This is a genomic window from Gilliamella sp. B2969, assembly GCF_026536195.1.
In the GTDB taxonomy this organism is placed as follows: domain Bacteria; phylum Pseudomonadota; class Gammaproteobacteria; order Enterobacterales; family Orbaceae; genus Gilliamella.
Window position 1 is genome coordinate 22773 of sequence record NZ_JAFNOP010000006.1, and the last position, 22884, is coordinate 45656.

20 protein-coding genes and 1 CRISPR repeat array (1 of these 21 cut by a window edge) are annotated in these 22884 nt (G+C 35.3%); of the genes, 4 read left to right on the plus strand and 16 right to left on the minus strand.

All coding sequences use genetic code 11. The annotated features are described in order from the left end of the window. The first annotated feature begins 2 nt into the window (after positions 1-2). Complete coding sequence (gene dapE, locus J3U66_RS06525) at positions 3-1142, plus strand: succinyl-diaminopimelate desuccinylase (protein ID WP_267348464.1); 1140 nt, start codon at positions 3-5, stop codon at positions 1140-1142. A 104-nt stretch (positions 1143-1246) separates the two neighbouring features. Beyond that, entirely contained in the window at positions 1247-1405 is a 159-nt protein-coding gene (locus J3U66_RS06530; RefSeq protein ID WP_082209445.1) for a YpfN family protein, read from the plus strand. A 28-nt stretch (positions 1406-1433) separates the two neighbouring features. Here the strand turns inward: J3U66_RS06530 and cysZ are convergent, their stop codons facing one another. The 7 genes from cysZ to J3U66_RS06565 form a co-directional block, all read right to left on the minus strand. Then, positions 1434-2213 carry a sulfate transporter CysZ gene (gene cysZ, locus J3U66_RS06535; protein ID WP_267333254.1) on the minus strand — a complete coding sequence of 260 codons (780 nt, stop codon included), beginning with the start codon at positions 2211-2213 and terminating at the stop codon, positions 1434-1436. A gap of 91 nt (positions 2214-2304) precedes the next feature. Next, the gene (locus J3U66_RS06540) at positions 2305-4245 is read right to left on the minus strand and encodes a GNAT family N-acetyltransferase (protein ID WP_267348465.1); all 1941 of its coding nucleotides are present in this window, start codon (positions 4243-4245) and stop codon (positions 2305-2307) included. A 3-nt stretch (positions 4246-4248) separates the two neighbouring features. Beyond that, positions 4249-4704 carry a DUF441 domain-containing protein gene (locus J3U66_RS06545; protein ID WP_267332928.1) on the minus strand — a complete coding sequence of 152 codons (456 nt, stop codon included), beginning with the start codon at positions 4702-4704 and terminating at the stop codon, positions 4249-4251. Next, entirely contained in the window at positions 4704-5414 is a 711-nt protein-coding gene (purC, locus tag J3U66_RS06550; RefSeq protein WP_267344616.1) for a phosphoribosylaminoimidazolesuccinocarboxamide synthase, read from the minus strand. Before purC ends, J3U66_RS06545 begins: the two co-directional genes overlap by 1 nt. A gap of 221 nt (positions 5415-5635) precedes the next feature. Then, positions 5636-6400, minus strand: a complete 765-nt coding sequence (gene bamC / locus J3U66_RS06555) for an outer membrane protein assembly factor BamC (RefSeq protein WP_267348467.1) — start codon at positions 6398-6400, stop codon at positions 5636-5638. Between the two features lie 39 nt (positions 6401-6439). Next, positions 6440-7318, minus strand: coding sequence for a 4-hydroxy-tetrahydrodipicolinate synthase (gene dapA, locus J3U66_RS06560; RefSeq protein WP_267332930.1), 879 nt, complete (start codon positions 7316-7318; stop codon positions 6440-6442). A gap of 97 nt (positions 7319-7415) precedes the next feature. Beyond that, entirely contained in the window at positions 7416-8174 is a 759-nt protein-coding gene (locus tag J3U66_RS06565) for a Nif3-like dinuclear metal center hexameric protein (RefSeq protein WP_267344613.1), read from the minus strand. A gap of 890 nt (positions 8175-9064) precedes the next feature. Between J3U66_RS06565 and rnt the strand changes: the two genes are divergently transcribed. Then, positions 9065-9718, plus strand: a complete 654-nt coding sequence (gene rnt, locus J3U66_RS06570) for a ribonuclease T (RefSeq protein ID WP_416379553.1) — start codon at positions 9065-9067, stop codon at positions 9716-9718. 55 nt (positions 9719-9773) lie between these two features. On the opposite strand, the gene J3U66_RS06575 is transcribed toward rnt, so the two are convergent. After that, the gene (locus tag J3U66_RS06575) at positions 9774-10100 is read right to left on the minus strand and encodes a Grx4 family monothiol glutaredoxin (protein WP_323849467.1); all 327 of its coding nucleotides are present in this window, start codon (positions 10098-10100) and stop codon (positions 9774-9776) included. Between the two features lie 377 nt (positions 10101-10477). Between J3U66_RS06575 and yccS the strand changes: the two genes are divergently transcribed. After that, entirely contained in the window at positions 10478-12622 is a 2145-nt protein-coding gene (gene yccS / locus J3U66_RS06580) for a YccS family putative transporter (RefSeq protein ID WP_267332934.1), read from the plus strand. Between the two features lie 57 nt (positions 12623-12679). Here yccS and J3U66_RS06585 read toward each other — a convergent pair whose 3' ends face one another. From J3U66_RS06585 to cas1f, 8 genes are all read right to left on the minus strand, one after another. Then, entirely contained in the window at positions 12680-13135 is a 456-nt protein-coding gene (locus tag J3U66_RS06585) for a hypothetical protein (protein ID WP_267348469.1), read from the minus strand. Between the two features lie 343 nt (positions 13136-13478). After that, positions 13479-14048 (minus strand): type I-F CRISPR-associated endoribonuclease Cas6/Csy4, encoded by a 570-nt coding sequence (cas6f, locus tag J3U66_RS06590; RefSeq protein ID WP_267348471.1) that lies wholly within the window; start codon positions 14046-14048, stop codon positions 13479-13481. A gap of 5 nt (positions 14049-14053) precedes the next feature. Continuing rightward, positions 14054-15082 carry a type I-F CRISPR-associated protein Csy3 gene (csy3, locus tag J3U66_RS06595; RefSeq protein WP_267348473.1) on the minus strand — a complete coding sequence of 343 codons (1029 nt, stop codon included), beginning with the start codon at positions 15080-15082 and terminating at the stop codon, positions 14054-14056. A 33-nt stretch (positions 15083-15115) separates the two neighbouring features. Next, positions 15116-16039, minus strand: a complete 924-nt coding sequence (gene csy2 / locus J3U66_RS06600; protein WP_267348475.1) for a type I-F CRISPR-associated protein Csy2 — start codon at positions 16037-16039, stop codon at positions 15116-15118. Continuing rightward, positions 16039-17418, minus strand: a complete 1380-nt coding sequence (gene csy1 / locus J3U66_RS06605; RefSeq protein WP_267348476.1) for a type I-F CRISPR-associated protein Csy1 — start codon at positions 17416-17418, stop codon at positions 16039-16041. Before csy1 ends, csy2 begins: the two co-directional genes overlap by 1 nt. 69 nt (positions 17419-17487) lie before the next feature. Further along, positions 17488-17811, minus strand: coding sequence for a hypothetical protein (locus J3U66_RS06610; protein ID WP_267348478.1), 324 nt, complete (start codon positions 17809-17811; stop codon positions 17488-17490). Positions 17812-18206: 395 nt separating this feature from the next. After that, on the minus strand, positions 18207-21560 hold the full coding sequence (gene cas3f, locus J3U66_RS06615; RefSeq protein ID WP_267348480.1) for a type I-F CRISPR-associated helicase Cas3f: 3354 nt from the start codon (positions 21558-21560) through the stop codon (positions 18207-18209). Beyond that, complete coding sequence (cas1f, locus tag J3U66_RS06620) at positions 21557-22510, minus strand: type I-F CRISPR-associated endonuclease Cas1f (protein ID WP_416379729.1); 954 nt, start codon at positions 22508-22510, stop codon at positions 21557-21559. The genes cas3f and cas1f overlap by 4 nt, the downstream gene beginning before the upstream one ends. A 161-nt stretch (positions 22511-22671) precedes the next feature. Beyond that, positions 22672-22884: a CRISPR direct-repeat array (repeat unit 28 nt; unit sequence TTTCTAAACCACTTATGCAGTGTTGAAC) (it continues 55 nt past the right edge of the window).

Genomic DNA, 22884 nt, shown 5'->3' on the forward strand with positions numbered 1-22884 from the left:
TTATGACAGACCCTGTTATTACTTTAACTAAAGCATTGATCGCTGAAAAATCAATAAGCCCTGATGATAAAAACTGTCAACAAATGATTATTGAACGATTAAAACCTTTAGGCTTTACTATAGAAGAAGTAAATTTAGGTCACACCAAAAATCTTTGGGCATATCATGGCGAGCCGTCACAAAAGACATTAATGTTTGCAGGGCATACCGATGTCGTGCCAGCAGGTGATGAAAGCCAATGGCTATATCCTCCTTTTCAACCTACAGTCGATAAAAACGGCATCCTATATGGGCGTGGCGCGGCAGATATGAAAAGTGGCGTTGCGGCAATGGTATGTGCAGCTGAACAATTTGTTAAAAACAATCCCAATCATTCTGGTCGTGTTGCTTTTTTAATTACCTCGGATGAAGAAGCCGATGCTTCTGATGGTACAGTCAAAGTTGTTGATCTACTTAAAAAACGTCAAGAGCGCATTGATTATTGTATTGTTGGTGAACCGTCTAGTGATCAAAAACTTGGTGATCAAATTAAAAATGGACGCCGAGGTTCGCTAACAGCGAATTTAATAGTCCACGGTATCCAAGGGCATGTCGCTTATCCTCACCTTGCTGATAACCCTGTGCATCGCTTTGCTCCAGCTTTAAATGAATTAGTTACAACAATTTGGGACAATGGCAATGAGTATTTTCCACAAACTACGATGCAAGTAGCAAATATTAATGGTGGAACAGGTGCCGAAAATGTCATACCAGGTGATTTAAAAGTCCAATTCAATTTTCGCTATAGTAGCGAATTGACTGACGAGGTCATTAAATCTCGGGTTGAGCAAATTTTACAAAAGCACAAATTAAGCTATAGCCTAACTTGGCGATTATCGGGTAAACCTTTTTTAACGCCGCAAGGAGAACTTACCGATGCAGCTACACATGCTATCAAACAATTAACACAATTAGAGACCAAACTTTCGACAAGTGGTGGGACCTCCGATGGTCGCTTTATCGCCCAATTAGGGTGCCAAGTGATAGAATTAGGCGTAGTGAATAAGACTATTCATAAAATTAATGAGAATGTAAATTGTCAGGATATCATCACGTTAACAGCAATATATCATAACATTCTAGAAAAATTATTATCGATTTAGTGAATAAAGATTATCGTTACTGATACCAAGAATAAGTTGCTAGTTTTATTTTTAGCAGTAAACGATAATTGCTTTTATTTTCGACCATAACCAAAGGTGATTAGATGGAGTGGCTCAAAGACTATTGGTGGATAATTGTAGTTATTTTGATTGGTATTTTTATTAATACAATTAAATCGCTAAGTAAACTTAATTACAAATCTTATCTGGAAAAAAAGAAAGGGATAAAACCTATCCCCTATAATGATGATGACGATGATTAACCAATTCAACCAACCTCAAAGTTAATCATCAACGATTATTATGACCGTCATTGAATATGACTTGATGGCGGTAGCGATCGACCCACATAGCGGTTGAACCACAAACCGCAATAGGCATAATAACAAGGTTTAAAATCGGCATCATCGTAAATAAGCTGACTAAAATACCATAAATTAAATTATCCGTTTTATCCTGCTTTAGTAGCTCACGCATTCGAGGAAAGGTAATTTTATGATTATCAAACGCATAATCGGCATATTGAATGTTAATTTGCCAAGCAGTAAATAAAAACCATATAACAGGCGTGACCGATTGCCCAATAACCGGAATAAAATACGTTAGAAAAATTAGACTTGCCCATAATAGATAATGAATCAGTTTTTGTAATTCTCGCCCCAATATTCTGGGTATATCCATAATCAAACTTATCCAAGAAGTATCAGGGGCCGGCATACCGGTTAATTGAGATTCAACATGCTCGGCTAATAGCCCATTAAATGGCGCAGCAATAATATTAGCAACTGTACTAAAAAAATAGCAAAATACGATAGCGAGTGTCACAACAACAATAAAGCTAATGATGTATCCTAACCATTGAAGCCAACTAGGAACAAAAGATAATCCCCAGTCCACCATACCGGTTATGGATACCAAAAACCAATAAAACAATAAAGACATAATCACAATATTAGCAAGTAAAGGTAAAAAGACATAGTGGCGAATGCTTGGGCTGAAAGCTAATGACCAGCCTTTAATAAAATATTCTAGACCAGTTTTTGGCTGGTAACCTGTTTTGTTACTGTGCATGTTGGTATCTGTTTTTTCAAAATTATTTAATTTCATATTTTGTCCCTTCTAATAAAATATGATCTTATGTTGAGTATGTGATTAAATTATTTTAAGCCTTGTTATCAACATTGTTTAACCACTGCTTAACTTCATACTTTATTGCCTGCATTAAAGCTGCTTTGCCGGTTAATTGATACTGTTTTATCACATGTGTTAATTTATTATCATCTTGCAATAATGATTTTAAGATAGGTAAATTGAAAGCGTTTTGTTGATGATGACTAAATTGATTCAATCGACAAAGTGCAGCATAAGTTGCTTCATAAGGGCGGTGATAGTAACAAAATCCACGAAGTTCATCAAGATCCTGATGGTTTAGTTGCTGATCGCTATTTAGTTGAAAACGATCAGCTAATGGTAGATCGATAATATTTTTCAACCAGTACCAGTTACGCTGCAATTTTTTGTTTAACTGCATGGTTAAAGATAATCCCTGCTTGGTGATAGGTTTTAATGCCATTACGGAATAACTACCACTGCTTGTTTCTTTACGACTACCAACGTGAACCAGTACAAATCCACATGCAGACCAAAACTGATCGTTTGCTTGATTAAAAGCATAACTGACCGAAATAAAATCTTTACCTTGTATAGTCCCATGCTGATAAATGCGTTCAACCAATTGCTGAGCAATATGCTGGCGACGATGAGACTCCGTAACGGCAATACGATTAATTCTAACTGATGCAAGCTTAGCTGCTAATTTTTCACCGGCATGCGCCACCAACGATTGAGCAACTAAATTACCTTTAGGTCGGCGCGTACCTTGCCACACGGCTTCAATTAAACTGTCAGATAATTGACCTTCATCTATAGTGATGGCTCCAGCAATAAGATAATTTTCTTGCTTTGCTTGCCAAACAGTTTGATTATTTGCATCAAAAATACGTCTTAAATCAATTAAAGTTGTTTGATAATGCGCAGTTTTTAATAAATAAAAAATCTGTTTTAATGCAGTAATATTATTACGGCTAACCATGTTATATTCAATCGATTGGTTTATCTGATGCCTATCTTGTTTTTGACAAAATAAACCATTTAGCAGTAAACAATCAGTAATAGTTTCTAGCTGATCGCCAGCTTGCCAACGTATTGGGTTTGTTAAGTAGAAAAACTCACACGATTTATTTTTAAATAATTGTAATAAAAAACCCTGTCCTGTCCCTTCATAACCTTCCATCGTTGTAGTTAATAAGACTGGGCAATTATTCTCAGATGCAAATTGCAATAAGTTTTCCAGCATCGGAAGTGGAATCATGGCAGCTTCGTCAATAATTAAATAATCAACAGCACTACCAAATCCAACCTCTATTAATTCATCGGGCGCAACAAATTTAACCGATGATTTGGCAAAACGAAAAAACGTAGTTAAAGCACTTTTGTTAGGTGCGGTAATAGTCATTGATTGGTGATAATGGCTAAATAGACCGGCTAAGGCTGATTTTCCTCGTCCGCGTTTAGCCATTAACACTTTAATTGGCGCATCACTTATTAGTAGACGTTCAAGAATAGTTTGTTGCTCTGTTAAACTAAGCGGTGCTGTTTGAATATTTGGAAAGTCAAATTGATCAGATTCAATGTTAAAATCCTTTAAGATTTGCTCAAGATGTTTGACAAAATTGGGAACTTCAATAGCTTGGCTGTTCTCATTCCAGCGTATGCTATCTTGATCAAGCCAATGGTTAAAATCTTCTGGTAAAAGTAATATAAGTATACTTCCTTTAACCAAAGTCCCAACCAGCATGGCAAAAGCATCTAAATTAAAACCTTGCGTTGCATCAAAAATCGCATGCAAAAATTCTCGACCTAATAACGATTTGGTTTGATTGGGTAAAAAAGTTTTAGTCAAAAAAGGGGGTAAATTATTCTGTGTAGTAATGGTGATCCAATCAGCTTGATGCTGATTTATTGTATCACTCAACTGATTCAACAATTGTGTTGCTTCGCCTTTTAATACCCAGAGCTTTCTTGTGCTATCTGGACCTGACATAAGCTAACTTTTTCCAATCACGAGCGATAAAATACCTGCCGCTATCAATGGTCCAACCGGGATACCTTTGAAAAAAGCAACACCAATTAATGTACCAATAATTAAACCATTAATTATGGTCGGATGAGCACCAATTAATGATACTCCCCGAGTACCTAACCACGAAACAGCAATCCCTACCAGGATAGCCAACATTGATTGCCACGTCGTAAAGGATTTTAGAATATCTTGAATTTTTAAAGTGCCATCAGCCAAAGGAACCATCATTGCAGCAGTTAAAATCACAATGCCAATAGTTAACCCGTATTGATTTAATAGCGGGAAGTAAGTTGATAGTGGCGTTAATTTGAATAGTAATAATAACAAAACAGCAAAGGTCACTGTGTTATTATGCGTCACATAACACAGTGCAGCTAAAGCTAATAGAAGAAAAAAAGAGATATCGAACTGAGCAAACATTACAAAGGTACACCAATGCGCTTAGCGACTTCTTCATAAGCTTCAATCACGCCGCCTAAGCTTTGACGGAAACGATCTTTATCCATTTTTTTCAACGTCTCTTTTTCCCATAAACGACAACCATCAGGGGAAAACTCGTCACCTAAGGTTACTTCACCTTTGTATAAACCAAATTCAAGTTTATAATCAACTAAGATCAAACCAGCTTTATCAAATAATTCAGTCAATATTGTATTGATTTTAAAGCTCAGTGCTTTCATTGTGGCTAATTGCTCATCTGTCGCCCAGCCAAAAGCTTTACAATGCGATTCATTAACCATTGGGTCATGCAATGCATCATTTTTCAAAAATAATTCAAATGTTGGAGGATTAAGGACTGTGCCTTCTTCAACGCCTAAACGTTTGACTAAAGAGCCTGCTGCGCGATTACGCACGACACATTCAACAGGAATCATTTCTAATTTTTTAACTAAAACTTCATTATCTGATATTAAGGCTGCAACTTGTGTAGGAATGCCTTCATCACGTAATAATGTCATAATAAAATAGTTGAATTTATTATTAACCATTCCTTTACGATCTAACTGCTCAATACGTAAACCATCAAAAGCAGAGGTATCGTTACGAAATTCCAATATTAGTAGTTCCGGGTTGTCTGTTGTGTAAACAGTTTTTGCTTTACCACGATAAAGCTCATCCAACTTTTTCATGCTTATAACCTTATATCATCATAGCCAATAAATAATTAAGGAGCTTTTCGCTCCTTAAATTCGAACTCATTGTTGTTATCTTTACTTCGGATTTATTGAAAGCGTAAATATCAACATACTACTTATTATTAAAGTCATCAATTACGATAAACCAATAACACACCTGACGACTTTTTAATTAAAAACTCGATTCATCACAACAACCAACTCGATAACGACAACTATCGACGGTTGTTGTCTTTAAGATCTTCTTTTAAAGCCTTCATGGACTCAGAATCTTTATCAGACTTAGCATCCTTTTTGGCATCATCATCTTTAGGATCTTTCACTGGTGGTTGTCGAACTGATTCGGGTGCAACCTCATCCATTATGATATTAAATAAACCAACTACGTAACGTTGTACTTCTGCTGGTTGGGTAGAAATATCTTCAGCACCACGAGTTAGCGAGTTCAACCCAAGTGTAATGGTTTCAGTGTTACCCATAATTTTTCGCTTAAATACGTATGAAGCTTCAGTTTGTTGCGATTCATCAGCACGTACTATATACGCCTTAGCCGTTTTAATAGTTTGATTATCACGACCATCAATAGGAATATTTTTGTTAGTTAAAATATTAGGAATTCGATCCCATATATTATAACTTAATGGTACATTGAACGTTACCATACCATTGTTGTAGATCACAAAAGCTTCAGAAATCGTTGAAAGCGGCAACACTGGTGGGCGAATATCAACTTGTTTTCCTAACGGCCCATCGATTTTGCCATTATTCACAAAATAGTCAGCAACTTCTGCTGGTACTGTAATACCTTGTGGAATAATTAATGGTTTTAAACTTGGTGAATTTAAATAGTCATCATTACCATCAACTTCACGTTTATAGTTTTGATCGCTTCCACATCCTACAAGAAAGAAAGAAGCAACAGCGGTCAAAATAGCGACTTTTTTTATGACATTATTTTGCAATACGGTTTTATTAAACATAGATGTCTGCTTATAAATTAAAAGTTATACGAAAATAAATTACAGTAAATTAGCATCTTTTAATGCTTGTTCCATCGCTGGAATTGAAGCATCAGTCAGCGATATCATCGGTAAACGAATTGTACCATCAGCGATTAAACCCAATCTTAGGCAAGCCCATTTTGCTGGCGTGGGGTTGGGTTCAATGAACAAATTATTATGTAATGCTAATAAACTTTCATTTAACGCTCTAGCCTCTTTGATTTGGTTGTTTGCAGCTAATTGACAAACTGTAGCAACTTGTTTTGCTGCAACATTAGCAGTAACAGAAATCACTCCATCACCACCTAAAATCATAAAATCTAAAAATGTAGCATCATCACCACTTAACAGTTTAAAATCATCTCCCACTAATTTTCGCGTTTTATATACGCGAGAAAGATCACCTGTTGCGTCTTTCAATGCAACAATATTTTTGATTTTTGATAAACGACCAACGGTCTCAGGTTTGATATCGCTACTTGTGCGACCTGGTACATTATAAAGAATTTGAGGTAATGCAGTACACTCAGCAATAGCTTTAAAATGCTGATACATACCTTCTTGAGTCGGTTTGTTATAATAGGGAGCAACAGTTAAACACCCCACTACCCCAATATTTTCAACTTGACGAGTTAATTCAATTGCTTCTTTAGTGGCATTAGAGCCTGTTCCAGCAATAATATTGATTCGTCCTTGCGCATAATCAACAGTACGCTTTATAACATCGATATGTTCGTGATGATCAAGTGTCGCTGATTCACCCGTTGTTCCAACAGACACGATAGCAGATGTGCCATTAGCAATATGATATTCGACCAATTTTTTTAAGCTTACGTGGTCCACATTTCCTTTAGAATCCATTGGTGTGATAAGGGCGACCAGACTTCCTGTAAACATAAAATGACCTCTCATATTATCTGTTTAAACAACAACTTTAAAGAATAAAAAATCTGCGAATAAGTATGCGATATTTCTTAGTTAAATTCAACTTTTGTTATGCAGGATTATCAATATCAATAAAAATAACCTCAAGGCTATATTCCTTAGCTAACCATTCGCCAAGCTTTTTAATACCATAACGTTCCGTTGCGTGATGACCTGCTGCATAAAAATTTATACCATATTCACGTGCAATGTGGATAGTGCGTTCAGAAACCTCGCCGGTAAAAAATGCATCATAACCTTGCTGAGCCGCTGCTTCGATAAAATCTTGCCCGCCGCCGCTACACCAAGCAACGCGTTTTATCACTTTAGGCGCATTATCACCACAAAATAAAATAGAACGCTGACTGTTATGCAAGACTTTTTCCAATTTATGCTTAAATTCAAAAGCGGTTAACGGTTCGGTTAGTGTTCCTTTAAAAAGTAAATCGGTGATATCAGTGCGCGGCTCAACCGAAATATTAAGCATGTTAGCTAATAAGATATTATTTCCAAGTGTGGGGTGGCCATCTAGCGGTAAGTGATAACCATACAGATTAATATCATGCGATAATAATGTCTTAAGCCTCTTATACTTAATGCCAGTAATTGTTTGTGGCTCACTTTTCCAAAAATAGCCATGATGAACTAACACCGCATCGGCTTGCAATTCAACAGCTTTATCTAACAAGTCTTGACAAGCTGTGACACCTGTCACAATTTTTTTTATCTCACTTCGCCCTTGCACTTGCAATCCATTAGGGGCATAGTCACGATAGCGCAAAACTTGCAGTTCTGTATTAATGATTTGTTGCAGTTCGTAATTATGCACAATGCTCCTCGCTACTTTTTACTCAATCATAGAGTTGCTCTAAAACAACATTAACAAAAAGCTGAAAATTAGCAGATAAATGTTAAGCCCTTTTGTTTAGCGCCAATTATAGACACTTTCTTGAAATATCTCACCTGATATTATGACTAATTGATTTTTACCACCCTAGTTGACCAAGGCTTTCATTATTCAATTAGTATCTATCATAATCATTTTAATGTTTATTCAGTTAAATAAAATAGATTAAAAATGTTGTCAGGTTTCAATTATAAGTAGTAGGAAAATGATAAGTGAAGCTTAAAAAAGCTATCTAAGTTAACTATCGTGCCAACGAGGCTTTCCACTTTTATAAAAAGCATTAACTTGTCTTTATCAAACCGCTTCTGAAATAGTATTGCAATAGGTTAACGCACTTTATGAAGATTAACAATTTGCTAAAGCAAACACTCGATTGATTAGAAAGAGAAGGATCGGGATTATTCTTCTAATGAAGGTCATTGACTTTACACAAAAATTTTGATTTCGTTGGATGGTAAAGAGCAGACTAACCAAGAGTTTGGTACACTAATTAGTGACTTTGCAAGCTTAGAAGCAACTTCTTATTTTTTATGTACATCAATCATTTGCAATCAAATTAGTCAAGCTTAAGATGTATTACAAACTGTTGTAACAACGTTTAAAACATCTGCCTAAACATTATAAACGTCTTAATTCACAATGGATTAGAAAGATTGAACTATCAAAACAAGAATTATCCCATTTAGATTGATTCATAAGATTTAAACGATGATTAAATTATCGCTTAAATGCTAAGAAGACTTAGGTAAAACTAGGCGAAAACAACAAAAACTGGCATAATAACCTTCATTTTTGACAAACTAAGATAAACAATTGTGCCAAACACAAAATTATGTGAACGCTTTCGGGGTTTTTACCCAGTCGTGATTGATATAGAAACTTCAGGATTTGATCCTAAACTCAATGCCATTTTAGAAATTGCCGCCATTACCCTTAAAATGAATGATGACGGTTGGCTTGAGCCTGATGAAACGTTACAATTTAACGTTAATCCTTTTGAAAATTCTATTTTAGAACCGAGTGCTTTAGCTTTTAATGGCATTGATCCTGATAATCCATTAAGGGCAGCTGTTGACGAAAAACTAGCACTGGAATCCATATTCAAAATGGTGCGTACTGGCATTAAAGCCGCTGATTGTACCCGTGCAGTCATTGTTGCCCACAATGCACACTTCGATCATAGTTTTTTAATGGCAGCGGCAGAACGTGCCGGAATTAAACGTAATCCTTTTCATCCCTTTGCGACATTTGATACGGCATCACTATGTGGTTTAGTATTTGGACAAACCGTATTAGCAAAAGCGTGTGAAGCTGCAAATATTGCCTTTGATCATAAACAAGCTCATTCGGCACTTTATGATACCGAAAAAACCGCTATTTTATTTTGTGAAATTGTCAATCGATTTAAACGATTAGGCGGCTGGCCACTGCCACAAACTAATGAACAACCTGATCAATCAGCATAAAAAAAGAGAGATATAATATCTCTCTTTTCTTTTTAAATATGCACTTACAATTTAATTAAGATTTATGTTTTTCAGCAGTCTCTTTAATTAAGGTTTGTAATTCACCAGCTTGAAACATTTCTAACATAATATCACAACCACCAACTAACTCACCTTCAACCCAAAGTTGTGGAAAAGTCGGCCAATTAGCAAATTTTGGTAGTTCGGCACGAATATCAGGATTTTGTAAAATATCAACATAAGCAAACGGTTCACCGCATTGTGATAAAACTTGCACTGCTTGGGCTGAAAAACCACAACTTGGCAACTTAGGCGACCCTTTCATGTACAAAATAATGGGGTTATCAGCAATCTGTTTTTTAATTTTTTCAAGTGTTGTCATTTCAGTTGTCATACTAGTTAATCCTTCTTTTATTTCTAGCAAATTGTGACTATTCTAACGTAGAATTATGACTTGTCATACTGCTATATTAATTTAGTTTTATTATAACGACAATTTATGAACATCTTGCCATTAGTTGACAAATAAACATCGATAAAAAATTAAGATTAAATGAACAAGGGGTTAATTAACGATATTATAAATTTTGATTTATCGACGATCCTCTATTCATTTTTTGTAAAAATTAAAACTTAACAGTTAAACTTAGCTGACTAAATGTAAATTCTTGATAAGTCATTTTGGCGATCTCTTTTCCTTGCCATCACAATATAGTATGCTTATTGCTATTAAAACGACTTTAATAATATAAATATATCGTGCATCCTTTAATCCTGACTTTACGTAAAGTTTTTTACAGCAGTAATCTCCTTTTTAGCGTTCGTATGCTAATTAGTCTTACCGGTTCTACCCTAGTGCCATGGTATTTTGGTCATGTCAATTTAGTCATCCCGTTAACTTTAGGCGTTGTGGCCGCTGGACTGACCGAGATTGATACCCGTTTACTTAGCCGTTGTATTAATATTGTTTTAACGCTATTTTGTTTTGCTATAGCAACTTTTTCGGTTGAATTGCTATTTGACTTTCCTTTGATTTTTATCGTGGGATTAGTTTTTTCAACCTTTGCATTTATTATGCTTGGCTCACTAGGACAACGCTACGGCGTCATTGCGTTTGGATCATTACTGATTGCTGCATACACAATGCTAGGGCATAATTTATATGCTGACAATTATACTTTACCTTGCTTTTTATTATTAGGCGCACTTTGGTACAACATTGTGTCGTTAATTGAATCTATCATTCAACCTATCCGCACAACCCAACAAAGTTTATCAAACTGTTTTATTAGATTAGCCCAGTATCTTGATGCTAAAGCGGCAATGTTTGATCCTGACGAGACCGATGGATTTACTAAACAAACCTTACAATTAACCGAAAGTAATACTCAATTAATCAATGCATTTAATCAAACTAAACGCTCTTTGTTCAATCGATTAAAAGGCTATCGCGGACAATCTTATGTCAAAAAAATGCTAAGTTATTATTTTGTGGCGCAAGATATTCATGAACGAGCCAGTTCAGCGCATGGACAATATCAAGCGTTAAGTGATAATTTTAAACACAGTGATATTTTGTTTCGATTTGCGCGAATTTTAAATTTACAAGCAAAAGCCTGTGCCAAACTTGCAATTTCGATCAAACTGAATCAAACCTATCATCATGATCCTTTATTTGCGCGCTATTTTTCTTATCTTGAAGAAGCGATATCTCAATATCAAAGTCACAATAAAAATTCGTCACTTTTAATAAAATCATTACAAAATTTATATCAAAACCTATTATCTATTGATCTGTTACTTGCCAATATTGATACAGAGCAGCATCTTGCTAAACAGCAAGAAGAGAATCAATTGGTTGATGATGAGTTAACGAGTTTTTACGATATTTTCGCCAAAATAAAACAAAATTTGACTATCAAATCGGCCCTATTTCGCCATGCTATCAGAATGAGTATTGTGCTCTTTGTTGGTTATGGTGTCATTTATTGCACCGATCTTTCACATGGTTATTGGATCATCCTGACCAGTCTTTTTGTCTGCCAACCCAACTATGCCACAACAAAACATCGACTAAAATTGCGAGTATTTGGCACAATATTAGGGATCATCATTGGTATACCTTTAACCTATCTATTCCCGACTATTGAAGAACAACTTATCTTAATCATTATTACTGGTTGGTTGTTTTTCTTATTTAAAAATTCACAATATGCTTATGCGACAGCGTTTATTACTTTACTGGTCTTTTTCAGTTTTAGCTTAATTGGAGAAAGTAGTATTGAGGTCGCATTGTCCAGAATTATTGCAACCTTAATAGGCTGTTTTATTGCCTGGTTTGCGGTAAGTTTTATTTGGCCCGATTGGAAATTTAGAAACCTTCCCAAATTAGTTGATCGGGTTTGTCACGATGACAGTCACTACTTAGCATTGATTGGTCGTCAATATCTGTCAGGTAAAACAAATGATCCTCAATATCGATTAGCAAGACGATCCGCCCACGATAGTAATGCAGATTTATCATCATTAATTAGCTTAATGACTAAAGAGCCGCATATGAATCCAGCCTTAATTGATAAAGGTTTTCGATTATTAACTTTAAACCATACGCTAATCAGTTATTTATCAACATTAGGGGCACATCGTGATAAATCTATTTCTAATCAGACATTAGAATTGTTTGATGATTTGTCGGTTTATATCATTAATTTATTGACTGATAAACAGTTAAATAGCGAATATCAACCGATTAAACAATCGGTCGCAAATTATATCGAGTCGATTTCGATCCAAGATGAACAAGCCAATAATGATTTACTCGTTATGCAACAATTAGCACTAATACTCGATATACTGCCGGAATTAATCAGTCTTGTTAGCGAATTAGACAATAAAACGACTTAGTCAAAGCGTACTAAATAAAGTGATTTGCTAACATGAAAATATTTATGAGTAAAGATGTTATACACCCAAAATATAGAGAGAACTGTATTTTTGCATATTCTCATCAATCCAAATGATTAGGTCACTAATCATTTGTGAAAAACTCAATTTATATTTCAGAAAATTTTTTGACATCTCTTTTTGCCAAGTTTTATCAAAAATAAATGCAAAATCAAACAGATCATCTCGCAGTTCAGTAAAATTTTGCGCTTTTATCACTTTCTGTTTCAATTTGAATAATTGAGGTTTTATCAGTAACCATTGTTGTTGAGTAACCTGTGTTGCTCCCCAATGTCCAAAATTCTGATAATTAGGAACATTATAATAGATAATACCTTCAATAAAGCTAAATGCGCTTTCTGCCAGATATTTGGACGTTGCATTCCAATGAGTATTTTTGAAAGGAGGGGGCGCAAATTCAAAATTTAGCCCTTGCATCTCTGATTCTAACGATCGTAATTTAAAATTTATCATATCTCAAAACAAAGCTATAACGTTATTTATCGAAGAATTACACCATTTTTGACTGAGCTTAAACCGGCGAAAGTAGATAGAATTGATCACAAATTAAAAGAGTAACCATCCCCCCTCAAGAAATTTATTTCGCTCAGATATAGCAGATATTTTGACTATCCTTTAGGCTTATCGAATTCAAACTTAGATAACTTTGCTGCTAGTTTCAAAAAAAATTGGATAATCATGATGATGTCACTTATTACGTGAATGTAATTAAATCAAGACTAAAAATCACTTAAGTTAAAGCCATATTTAACCTATTGAACCATCAATAGATTAAATACAGCGTTATTGATATCACTTAAAAGTCAGGCACGGTAGCCGTTTTACTTAGACCATAACTATTAAAAACTCCCTCTACCGCAGTTGAGCTTTTTTCTTGTTTTATCCATAAAATAAAGCGTTGCTCAGTGCTTTGACTATAAAAATGTAAATGCGGATAAGTAAGATTAACACTTCCCCATTTTTCTATCATTTTTTGTTGTACATCGCTAGACCATTTACCTTGAGCAGTTAAGCGTTTTTCGGCACGTCTTAATGCACTTTGTCCTTTAGGGTTAACCCGAATTAAACGTAAATAGCCCTTAACTTCAGCTGGTATGGCTGTGATTGGCAGAATCAAAACATAGTCAGCAATGGCAGCCTGTTGTTGTAACGTACTTTTAAATTCCTGTAACTGGGTTTCAGTACCAAAAATGCGAATAATTCCGCCTAGTGTTCGGCGCACATTATAACAAGGAAAACTGATACCAATATTACCTTGAAAATTAACCAAGACGTGATGCAATTTTTGCATCACTTGATTAATCAACTGCACTTCAGTTATTTCAATTTGTGGTATGGCGCGCAGTTCAAAATAGTGTGTATGCATATTGCTTACTCCTTACCACTCGCCCCAAATACACCGCCACGAATTAATACGGCAATCACATAATGTTGTTGTTCCAAACTTGGCTGCTCACCTTTTAAAACCCAGTTATCAAACAAGTTATAAAAGTCCAATTTTTGTTTAGGTTGACGGAAAGCATGTCCCATAGTGGTTACCGAACCATAAGGTTCAATCGCAATTGGAAATTCCGCTTTTTCATCATACCAGGTATCAATAGTACGAATTGCATTACTCACTTTTTGAGAATGCATCGCTGCTTGACCATTTTTGTCATAAAGCACTTTGCTTTTTTCTTTACCAGTATCTAAAATTAATTCTTGCGATGGGTAAACTTCTTGTCCTAAGCCCATTTTTAGTGTTGCGGTAACATCAAAGATCACAAATTTTTTATTGGCTAATCCTGCTTCAATAAGATCGGTCAATGCTTGAACAGATTTATCATCATAATCAAAACTGTTAAGCTGATAATTTTTGGCATCAACGTTAGCAACGTCAATTATCTTAGCCTCATCTTTATCATTGTGCGCTTGATAACTCACGATAATATTAATTTGCTCGGCTGCCATACGGTTTCGCCACAACCAACGACCATTTAAAATATTAATGGCATATCGTTTTGCTAACGCTTTTAAGCCAACATCTTTAATATATTCTTGAGTTGTCGTTGTTAACTGTTCTTGATATTCAACATCATTACATACTGATGGTTTACCGGTAAAAGGTAACACTTTACAGCTCCATGTTACCACTAAAGTATCTTTATCGGCATCTAAAGCCGCAACATCGACGGTTTGTAAATTGGCTTTTTGAATTTCGGCATCTAATTTAGCGGGATCGCTAGCAAGGGCATTTTTAAGGCGATTCGAAATGGTTCCGCGTACTGATTTTTCGGTTAATCGAATTGGAGATAATATTTTAGGATTCGCAGAACTTGGCTGTGAAAAAACAGCATCAGAAATATCAAAACTACGTTCAAAAGCTAAAACGGATGCGGTAGTGATTTTACTTTTACTCATAATAAATTCCTTATTGTATAACTTTAAAATTATTTAATTATTTTTTTGATTAATGATGTAAATCTCTGCACCATTTGATTGCAATGTACTGCATTGATAGCGCCAAAACGCTTGTGATAAGTTTTCCTTTAAGCGCAATGGAAATACCCATTTACCCAGTCCATAAATACATTCAACAAATTGTGATTGATGTTCATTACTTCGAGCTTCTTGCAACTTACCAGCAGCAAATAACGGTGATATTGCTTGATACCCTAATGGTATCGGGACTAACCAACCTCGCCCCTGTTTGACTGATGTGGTTTGCCAGTGTCCTTTCTCTTGTGGATGATGATGCAACATCGCTGTTTCAATTAAAGTATTAAGCGCTGTCGCATTGGGGTCTTTTTGTTGTAACTCAGCCGTGATCTCTTGCAGATCTTGCTGTGCTTCAACTAATACAAAAGCAGGTAATAACAAATTTGCTAATGTTTCGTCTGATGCATCAGAGGGAATTAATTTTGCATCACCAATTTCTAACACATGACCGCCAGCAATGCGCTGTTGGTACAGTTTTTGTTTCATCTGATTAATAAATTCATTCTTTTGATCGTCATCATAAAGTGCTTCAAAATTTTCTATTTTTACTTCAATCAGCAATGAAACATCAAGATGCACTCGTCCCTCTTCGATAATTGCGCGGGTATCACCATTTTTAGCCACTGGATTGCGGGTTAATCGAAAAGTATAATCACTATAATCATTAGGTCGATAAACTTGTACATCACACTCATGGCAAGCAATCAATACTCCATCTAAATAAATAGGATCAGTCGATTCAATTTTACGGTTTAATGCATGAATAGCACCAACAAAACCCGAAATAGCGGGAAATCCGTAGGTTAATGGGCTGGATATCGCATTAGCATTATGAATTTTGACATGATCAAAAAACAGATAGTAATTTAATGTTTCCATTAAAAAATCCCCTCTTTTCTACGTTGACTGGCTTTTATTGCCGAACGAAATTCTCGGCGCCATTCTTGAGATTCAACTTCTGATAATTCTTTTCTTATATTATTGAATTTATGATCTAATGCATTATCAATCCAGAGAGAAAAATCTTTTTCTAAACTATGTCGCCACTTACCTTGTTCATACTGTTTTTGAAAATCTTCTTCATTCTCTAAATCTGCACGTTCTGGATCCAACCAAAGTTTTTGATGATTGAGGAGAGAATATTGACGACTCCAACCTGCTGGCATGGTAATTTGAATATGCCTGACAAATTTAAGCAGCGAAGATAAGATTGCAGCAAAAGCATTTTTACGGCTATCTCGTTCTTTAACAATGTTTTTAGGAGCTTCAACCATCTCAAAAAGCAACCTAAAACCAAATCGACAAAAATATTGCATTGAATTTGTAAAAATGGTTTCTTGTTCTGTAGTAATTGTCGGAAAAGCGGATTTTTCAAATTGAGGGGGTATTGACGGTAATAAAAAATTACGTCCACCTTGATTACTGGTTAATTGACTGACACCTTGCGGATTGCTGCCCCCCAACTTAACCACGGCTAAGTGATGAAACGAAAAATAAGATTGATGTTCAATCCCTTTGATTCTTCTTTGTTCTCGAGCCTTTTTATTCTCGTCAGAAAATCTTGTTTGTACTTTTTGATAAACCAAGTGACATAATGATGATGGATACAACGGAATTAACAGACGGTAATGATTATCAACCCCTGAAAGATAAGTATCTTCACTATTTGGCCAATATAACTGTTTATTAAGTTCTGATGCTTTTGGATTATCAAAATTATTAAAAATCGCTTTTTTTAAATTAGCTAAATAAACCGCTGCCTTTTGCTCATCATCCGATAACGCCGGCAAAATAGCAGGATGATTTTGTATAATTAATTGCAATAATGTTAAATCATCTTTTACAAACTGATTAAGTAAAGAAAAGATATCGAGTGCTGCAGCATTTCCAGAACAATTGATACTTAAAGTTGATGGTGTCGCTGACGACACATAATTTGACGTAACCGGTTGATTTTGTGCAAAATAATTGATATCATCAGCTGGGCTAGATGGATGCACCCCGCGACTGATATGGCTTCCAATCCTTATCCATTTTACTCGTCTTATTGCGGCATCTTCCATCCAAGTTTCAAAATCAAATCGTTTAACTAAATCATTAATTTTTTGTTGAGATTCATTAATTGCCGATACATCATTTGCTTGCTTAGCTTTATCCAGTTTTGTCACTTCACTTTTATAATTAGCATTATTATTAAGCCGCTGCTGAAGAAAGTCGACAATAACCTTTCTTATATCTTGCCAAGAAATATCTTCCATTGGCCCTCCTTAATTTCCTTTTATTAAACGAAAAAAGTCCATAAAAATCATGGACCTTAATAATTATAATTATGATGCTTTAAATCTTATATATAACGCTAATAAATTAAGTGCTTTATTGCTATACAGCCACTTATTAGTAGCATTAAGATATCGGTACTTAGGTTGATCAAGTTCTAATTTCTTAATTAAATATTCGATTTCTTTGGTTGTCGAAATATTTAATATTTTCATTAGTTCTGTAATTGAAAAGTCTTCAACCGATTCCGGCAAATAAATTACAGACTCATCATTAGCAGCCAAAGTGCTAATTGCAAAATTTTGCAATTTATTTAACACTAACTTATCAGTCAAAAATTGACTTTTAATAATCTTAGTTTTATCCTTAGACATAATTTTGTCCCTCCTGTGAATTTTTTAGGATAAAATTTTAAACCTCAGTTGCCTGCTACGCTTCTGGGGTTTTATTCTATTTAACACTATGTTATTTATAGTGCACTTTTTATATGTAATATGCATTACATGGATGCTATATTATGCCCACAAGAAAAACAAGTCAATAATTTTTTCAATCTAATGTCATGGGAAGCATAAAAATAATTTATTTATTAACAAAATGAAACCGCCTATTCGGCGGTAATAAAAAATTTATTCAAAATAATTTCATGTTTCTAAGCTACCTATTCGGTAGTCGATGTTAGTATAGTTTAATTATCTATTTATATCTAGCTATAACCAGTTTGTTTAGATATTTTGCGTACAACACTTATTTCTGGATATAAATTTCACTAGCCACTATTTTTAATCTGATAAAAACCCAAATTTGGGTGGAAATACCAATATTTTTCACTATTTAAAGTTACACTACAAAATTCATTGGTAAGTTGATATAGGTTTTGATTAGGGAAATATGTGGCCATTTTTGCTAAAGCTTGCTCAACAGAATTAGTCAACCAAAATGAGATCTGTGAATTATCAAATAACCACTTATCATCTACCATTATATTGTTTTTTATTTTCTGGGATTTTTCATCTGGCGTCAGGTTGGCTTTATCACTATAAGTAAATAATAGTTTTCCATTGTCATCCAATTGACAAATAAATTCATCTTCTTGATGATTTTGCATTCTAAAAGGTGAAATTAATTGTAAATGCGAACAATGATGATGCGCTAAATCGGGTTGCCAATAACTCGTAACATAATTACTATTTCGTGCATTAAGCGCAAATAGATGTGCCATCACTTTATGCTCCAATTCGCCAAGTGTAAGCTCATCTTGTGTTGAATTAGTTATGCGTGGTGTGGCATCAATATTTGTTAATTGTTGTTGTGGTATCAATTTATTGGTTTGATGTGTCGTAAGTAAAAAAGGTTTTTGTTCAAAACCAGGCTTACAAAAACACGCTGAACCGGCACCATAGTTCACACCCTGCTTAATTGATTCAATATTACTGCCTAAAATAGCAACATTCGGACTTTTAGCAACTTTATTGGGGCGATGGCGCCATACACGACCAACTAGCTGTATAATTGAACGCATTGATGACGGTTCAATAATGGCCCAATCGTAATCATGATCTCGCCCGACTTCGGTTACTGGTGTGCCTATAACAATAAAAATATGATTTTTTTTGTCACTATCTTTAATTGCTTCAATAATTTCTGGTTGCTTAAAAATTGCTTTTGGATCAGTACGATTTAAAATTCTATCTAACTTTTGCTCTAATTGGTTACGTAATAATAATAATTGTCTTGCATGGTAAACCACAATATGAAATTGAGTATCTACAGCAAGATCGGTTTGTTGATAGATTTGTTTAGTTAAGGCAATCACATCTTCAGTATGAGCAAAACGGATTAAACCAATACTTATTTTTTTTTGTGTTTTTTCATCGAGTTGATGATGATTTAAATGAAAATCATAAGATTGCCTTAACAGTTGATTAGCTAATAAATAGTAATTTAACTTTTCGTTTTCTGGTTTTTTATGCTGGTAGTCAAGTAATTCTAGAATATATCCTTGACGACGCACTTCGCCCTTAGCAAGTTCATTAATGCGCTCACTGACAAATAGCTGATGTTGTTGGCTAAATGCCGCATTATCAGTAATTTGCGTAATTGATTGCTGATACTCATCAAACCAACCACAGACGATCGAATCATTTTTACGTTGATGGTTTTGATTCCATATTTTTCGTCCCGCTTGATAAGCCGCAAATAAACCCGCAATTAAATCAGGCGTTAAAGTTGCCGATGACAATAACACTTTACTCCCATAAAGTCCGGCTAAATGAACGAGCCGCGCCAAAGCTGGCAAGTCATTTTGGTCAAAATCATCAGGCTCATCTAAAATCAAATCTGAGGTAAGTAACCTTAAGGTCGGCGCAATATATTTGCCACCTCGTATGCATTCGCTGGCTTGAATAATATGATCAATAGTACATGTAACAATCGGCGCATAAATTAGTTGACGAGCTTTGCTATTTTCAACAATTGTGCCTAATTCACTATCCGCAATACCACTTTCTGCCACATCAACATAGTCATCGACCAATGATTCTATCGATTCGCTACCCTCTTGCTCTAAATTATCTTTTGAGATACTCTGCTGTTCTAAATTTGATTTTTGTAACTTTTCTTCATTCTCTAACTCAAATAACGTTTGCGTTGCTCGCCCGCCAACTAAGATCGCTAAATGTTCATCGCCAAGCTGTAGTTTTTCTCGCAGCGCTTTACCAGTTTGCAAGGTTAAAACACGTAAACCTAAGGCAATGGTAAATCTAACGCCACGTTTAGGATTCGCCAGTGCATACATAATTCGACCATTGGCAAGCGTTTTACCGCAACCAGTGGATGCCATATTTACACCAAAAAAGCCTTGTTCATCGCTTAATGATTGATAATGCTTAGCGATATCATATGCATGATTTTGCCATTGAAATCGATCGATAGTCGTCCGTTTAGTAAAAGGTTTATGGTGATTAATGGCTGGTAATTCATCAACCATTTTCGGTAGTAAACGCGCAAAGCGTGCAGAAAGATTTGCTACGCCAATTAAATGATCATCTAAACACTGTTTCGCCTTTTTAAGATAATTAGTGTTAGCAATCAGAATTTCATGATTTTCATCTGCTTCTTCATTCGATAAAGATAAACTTGAATAATTGTGATCTGCCACCATTAGGCTTAAACGCGACATATGCAATAAAAAGGCATCAATATTCGTTAATTGCATTAAAGGTGGATGAGTTAGCGCCTTATTAGCATAACGGCTGAGTTTTTTTAACCATGCTTGACTTAACGTTATATCGCTTTTAAGTTGCCAAAACTGATTAGGCGAAGGATGTTGGCTAAAACTATTTTTTACCCATTTTTCAACAGCCGTAAGGGTTTTATAAAAACTGGTTGTTTTTAAACCTGAAATATATAAATCTCTGGTTTGTTTCTTATTTTTATCACCATTTAATGAATCAATTAAAAATGGCATTCGGTGATGCGATACAATCAACCAAGCTATCCACTGTGTTAATAAAGGCCACTGCATCAGATCGGTTTTTTCAGTTTTGTTAAGTTTTTGATACCAATTGGGGTATTGCTGCTGATATTGAGAAAAATTTGCCAAACGTTCAAAAACAGCTTGATCTGTTGAGCAGTCTTGAATCATTAATAAAAATAATTGTAACGAAATCCATTCATGACGGTATGGATCGCCAGCCACTTTCTCTGTTGCGCGTAATTTAGATTGAAAACCAATAGTCGCTTTACCAAGATCATGTAATAAACCGGCAATCGTTGTGATTAATTGAATCGTTGTTGCATAATGCCAATTACTTTCATTACCACTTTTTAATATATTGCATTTAGTACGATTAGTTGGTACTCGACCTTGCTGATTAAATTGACTACGATCGCCAACAATCCATAGAAGATCGGTCAAATTTTTACCATGAGTCCAATAACAAGCAACGGCTGTATTTTTGCGAGCCGTTTTGCGCAACAATTTATATAAGGTTTGTAATCCATCTTCGGTCATGGCTGTTTGCCATGTCCGTTCACCACAACGCTCAGCAAACTGATCAATAATTCGTCTGGTTTCGGTTAATGCCCGTTTTTTACATTGGCTTATTAATAAAATATTCATGCTTTTTCTGCTATCTGTTTTAATGTATCAATTATTCGATCTAACGCGCCTAGCTGAGCAAATTGTGAAATGCATGCTTGCCGAAACGCTTTTTCACTGTCGCCTTGCTTTGCAGACAAAAAAGCTTGCGGTAAGACTATGCCATCTTTAATAATATCAGCGGCATCAAACACCAAGCCACCACGCCGAGTTTTACCATGCAAAATCGCCAATCCATGTGGTAATCCTAACACCCAACAAGCGGTTGCGCCAAGCCCATAAGCTAAGTAGTTGCCATGATCTAAAAATTGGTTAGCCGGATCATAGCTTTTACCACGGGTACCTTGATCACGTTTAAATTTATTATCGCTTAACGTTAATTGATTCGCCATACCATACAATGTTTTACTTAAACGCCCTTCTGCTGCGAGCAATGCTTGACTGTTATTTATATTAGCAAATTGCGTTATTGCATCATTTATAATACTGTTTAATTGACTTTGATCAATCGCCCAATCAAACTTTGACCAACACTCGCGAATGATTTCCAGGCGACTTTGTTGCAACATTTTAGCCGCTTGCAATCTACGTTCATCGTCAAACCAAAATTGACACCAACGTTGTAGGTATTCCGTTGCACGATATTCACTTTGAGGAGAGAAAAACTGACACGCAAATTCAGCTTCGGTAGAGGAAAAAAGTGGCGTTCCACCACCACCGCAAAACCCAATCATCACGCCAGCACGGGAAAGCTCGCGTACAGCCGCTTGCGTTAAAGAGGTACCGGTTCCTAACAAAATACAAGTAGTATTAGCAATCGGAATATTCCAATAAAGCGATTGTTGCCCCTGATCGGTAACATACTCAACGCGCCCACCATTAACCAATACACGGCAATGCTCTAGGTAATAAATGTTGGCACGTTTTGAATGTAAGATGGTTTTAAGATCGGAAGAATGAATCATATCCATGTTTTTCACTAACTTAATTCAATTTAAATATTGACCATAAATTAGCATGATAATGCGCAAAAAACGAGGTAAAAATAATCAAAGATAAAACAAAATCAAAGCTAATCTTTAGCTTATATAAATAAAAAGACATCAAAAAATCGGAGGTTAAAACAGTAAATTGTTTAATCCACTTATGCAGTGTTGAACGAAGAAAAACAAACTACTTGCGCTAATAGATTTTTCTAAACCACTTATGCAGTGTTGAACCATTTTGGACTGAATATGACTTAGCTGGTGAGTTTCTAAACCACTTATGCAGTGTTGAACATAAAGCGGTGCCGCTGCCAGTAACGAACATTTTTCTAAACCACTTATGCAGTGTTGAACAAATG

Coding starts and splice junctions, on each gene's coding strand:
- csy2 (WP_267348475.1), bottom strand. CDS start 16,039: ATGGAAACATTAAATTACTATCTGTTTTTTGATCATGTCAAAATTCAT.
- J3U66_RS06585 (WP_267348469.1), bottom strand. CDS start 13,135: ATGATAAATTTTAAATTACGATCGTTAGAATCAGAGATGCAAGGGCTA.
- csy3 (WP_267348473.1), bottom strand. CDS start 15,082: ATGAGTAAAAGTAAAATCACTACCGCATCCGTTTTAGCTTTTGAACGT.
- cas3f (WP_267348480.1), bottom strand. CDS start 21,560: ATGAATATTTTATTAATAAGCCAATGTAAAAAACGGGCATTAACCGAA.
- cas6f (WP_267348471.1), bottom strand. CDS start 14,048: ATGCATACACACTATTTTGAACTGCGCGCCATACCACAAATTGAAATA.
- bamC (WP_267348467.1), bottom strand. CDS start 6,400: ATGTTTAATAAAACCGTATTGCAAAATAATGTCATAAAAAAAGTCGCT.
- dapA (WP_267332930.1), bottom strand. CDS start 7,318: ATGTTTACAGGAAGTCTGGTCGCCCTTATCACACCAATGGATTCTAAA.
- J3U66_RS06575 (WP_323849467.1), bottom strand. CDS start 10,100: ATGACAACACTTGAAAAAATTAAAAAACAGATTGCTGATAACCCCATT.
- purC (WP_267344616.1), bottom strand. CDS start 5,414: ATGAAAAAGTTGGATGAGCTTTATCGTGGTAAAGCAAAAACTGTTTAC.
- dapE (WP_267348464.1), top strand. CDS start 3: ATGACAGACCCTGTTATTACTTTAACTAAAGCATTGATCGCTGAAAAA.
- J3U66_RS06540 (WP_267348465.1), bottom strand. CDS start 4,245: ATGTCAGGTCCAGATAGCACAAGAAAGCTCTGGGTATTAAAAGGCGAA.
- cysZ (WP_267333254.1), bottom strand. CDS start 2,213: ATGCACAGTAACAAAACAGGTTACCAGCCAAAAACTGGTCTAGAATAT.
- J3U66_RS06545 (WP_267332928.1), bottom strand. CDS start 4,704: ATGTTTGCTCAGTTCGATATCTCTTTTTTTCTTCTATTAGCTTTAGCT.
- csy1 (WP_267348476.1), bottom strand. CDS start 17,418: ATGGAAGATATTTCTTGGCAAGATATAAGAAAGGTTATTGTCGACTTT.
- J3U66_RS06610 (WP_267348478.1), bottom strand. CDS start 17,811: ATGTCTAAGGATAAAACTAAGATTATTAAAAGTCAATTTTTGACTGAT.
- cas1f (WP_416379729.1), bottom strand. CDS start 22,510: ATGGATATGATTCATTCTTCCGATCTTAAAACCATCTTACATTCAAAA.
- J3U66_RS06530 (WP_082209445.1), top strand. CDS start 1,247: ATGGAGTGGCTCAAAGACTATTGGTGGATAATTGTAGTTATTTTGATT.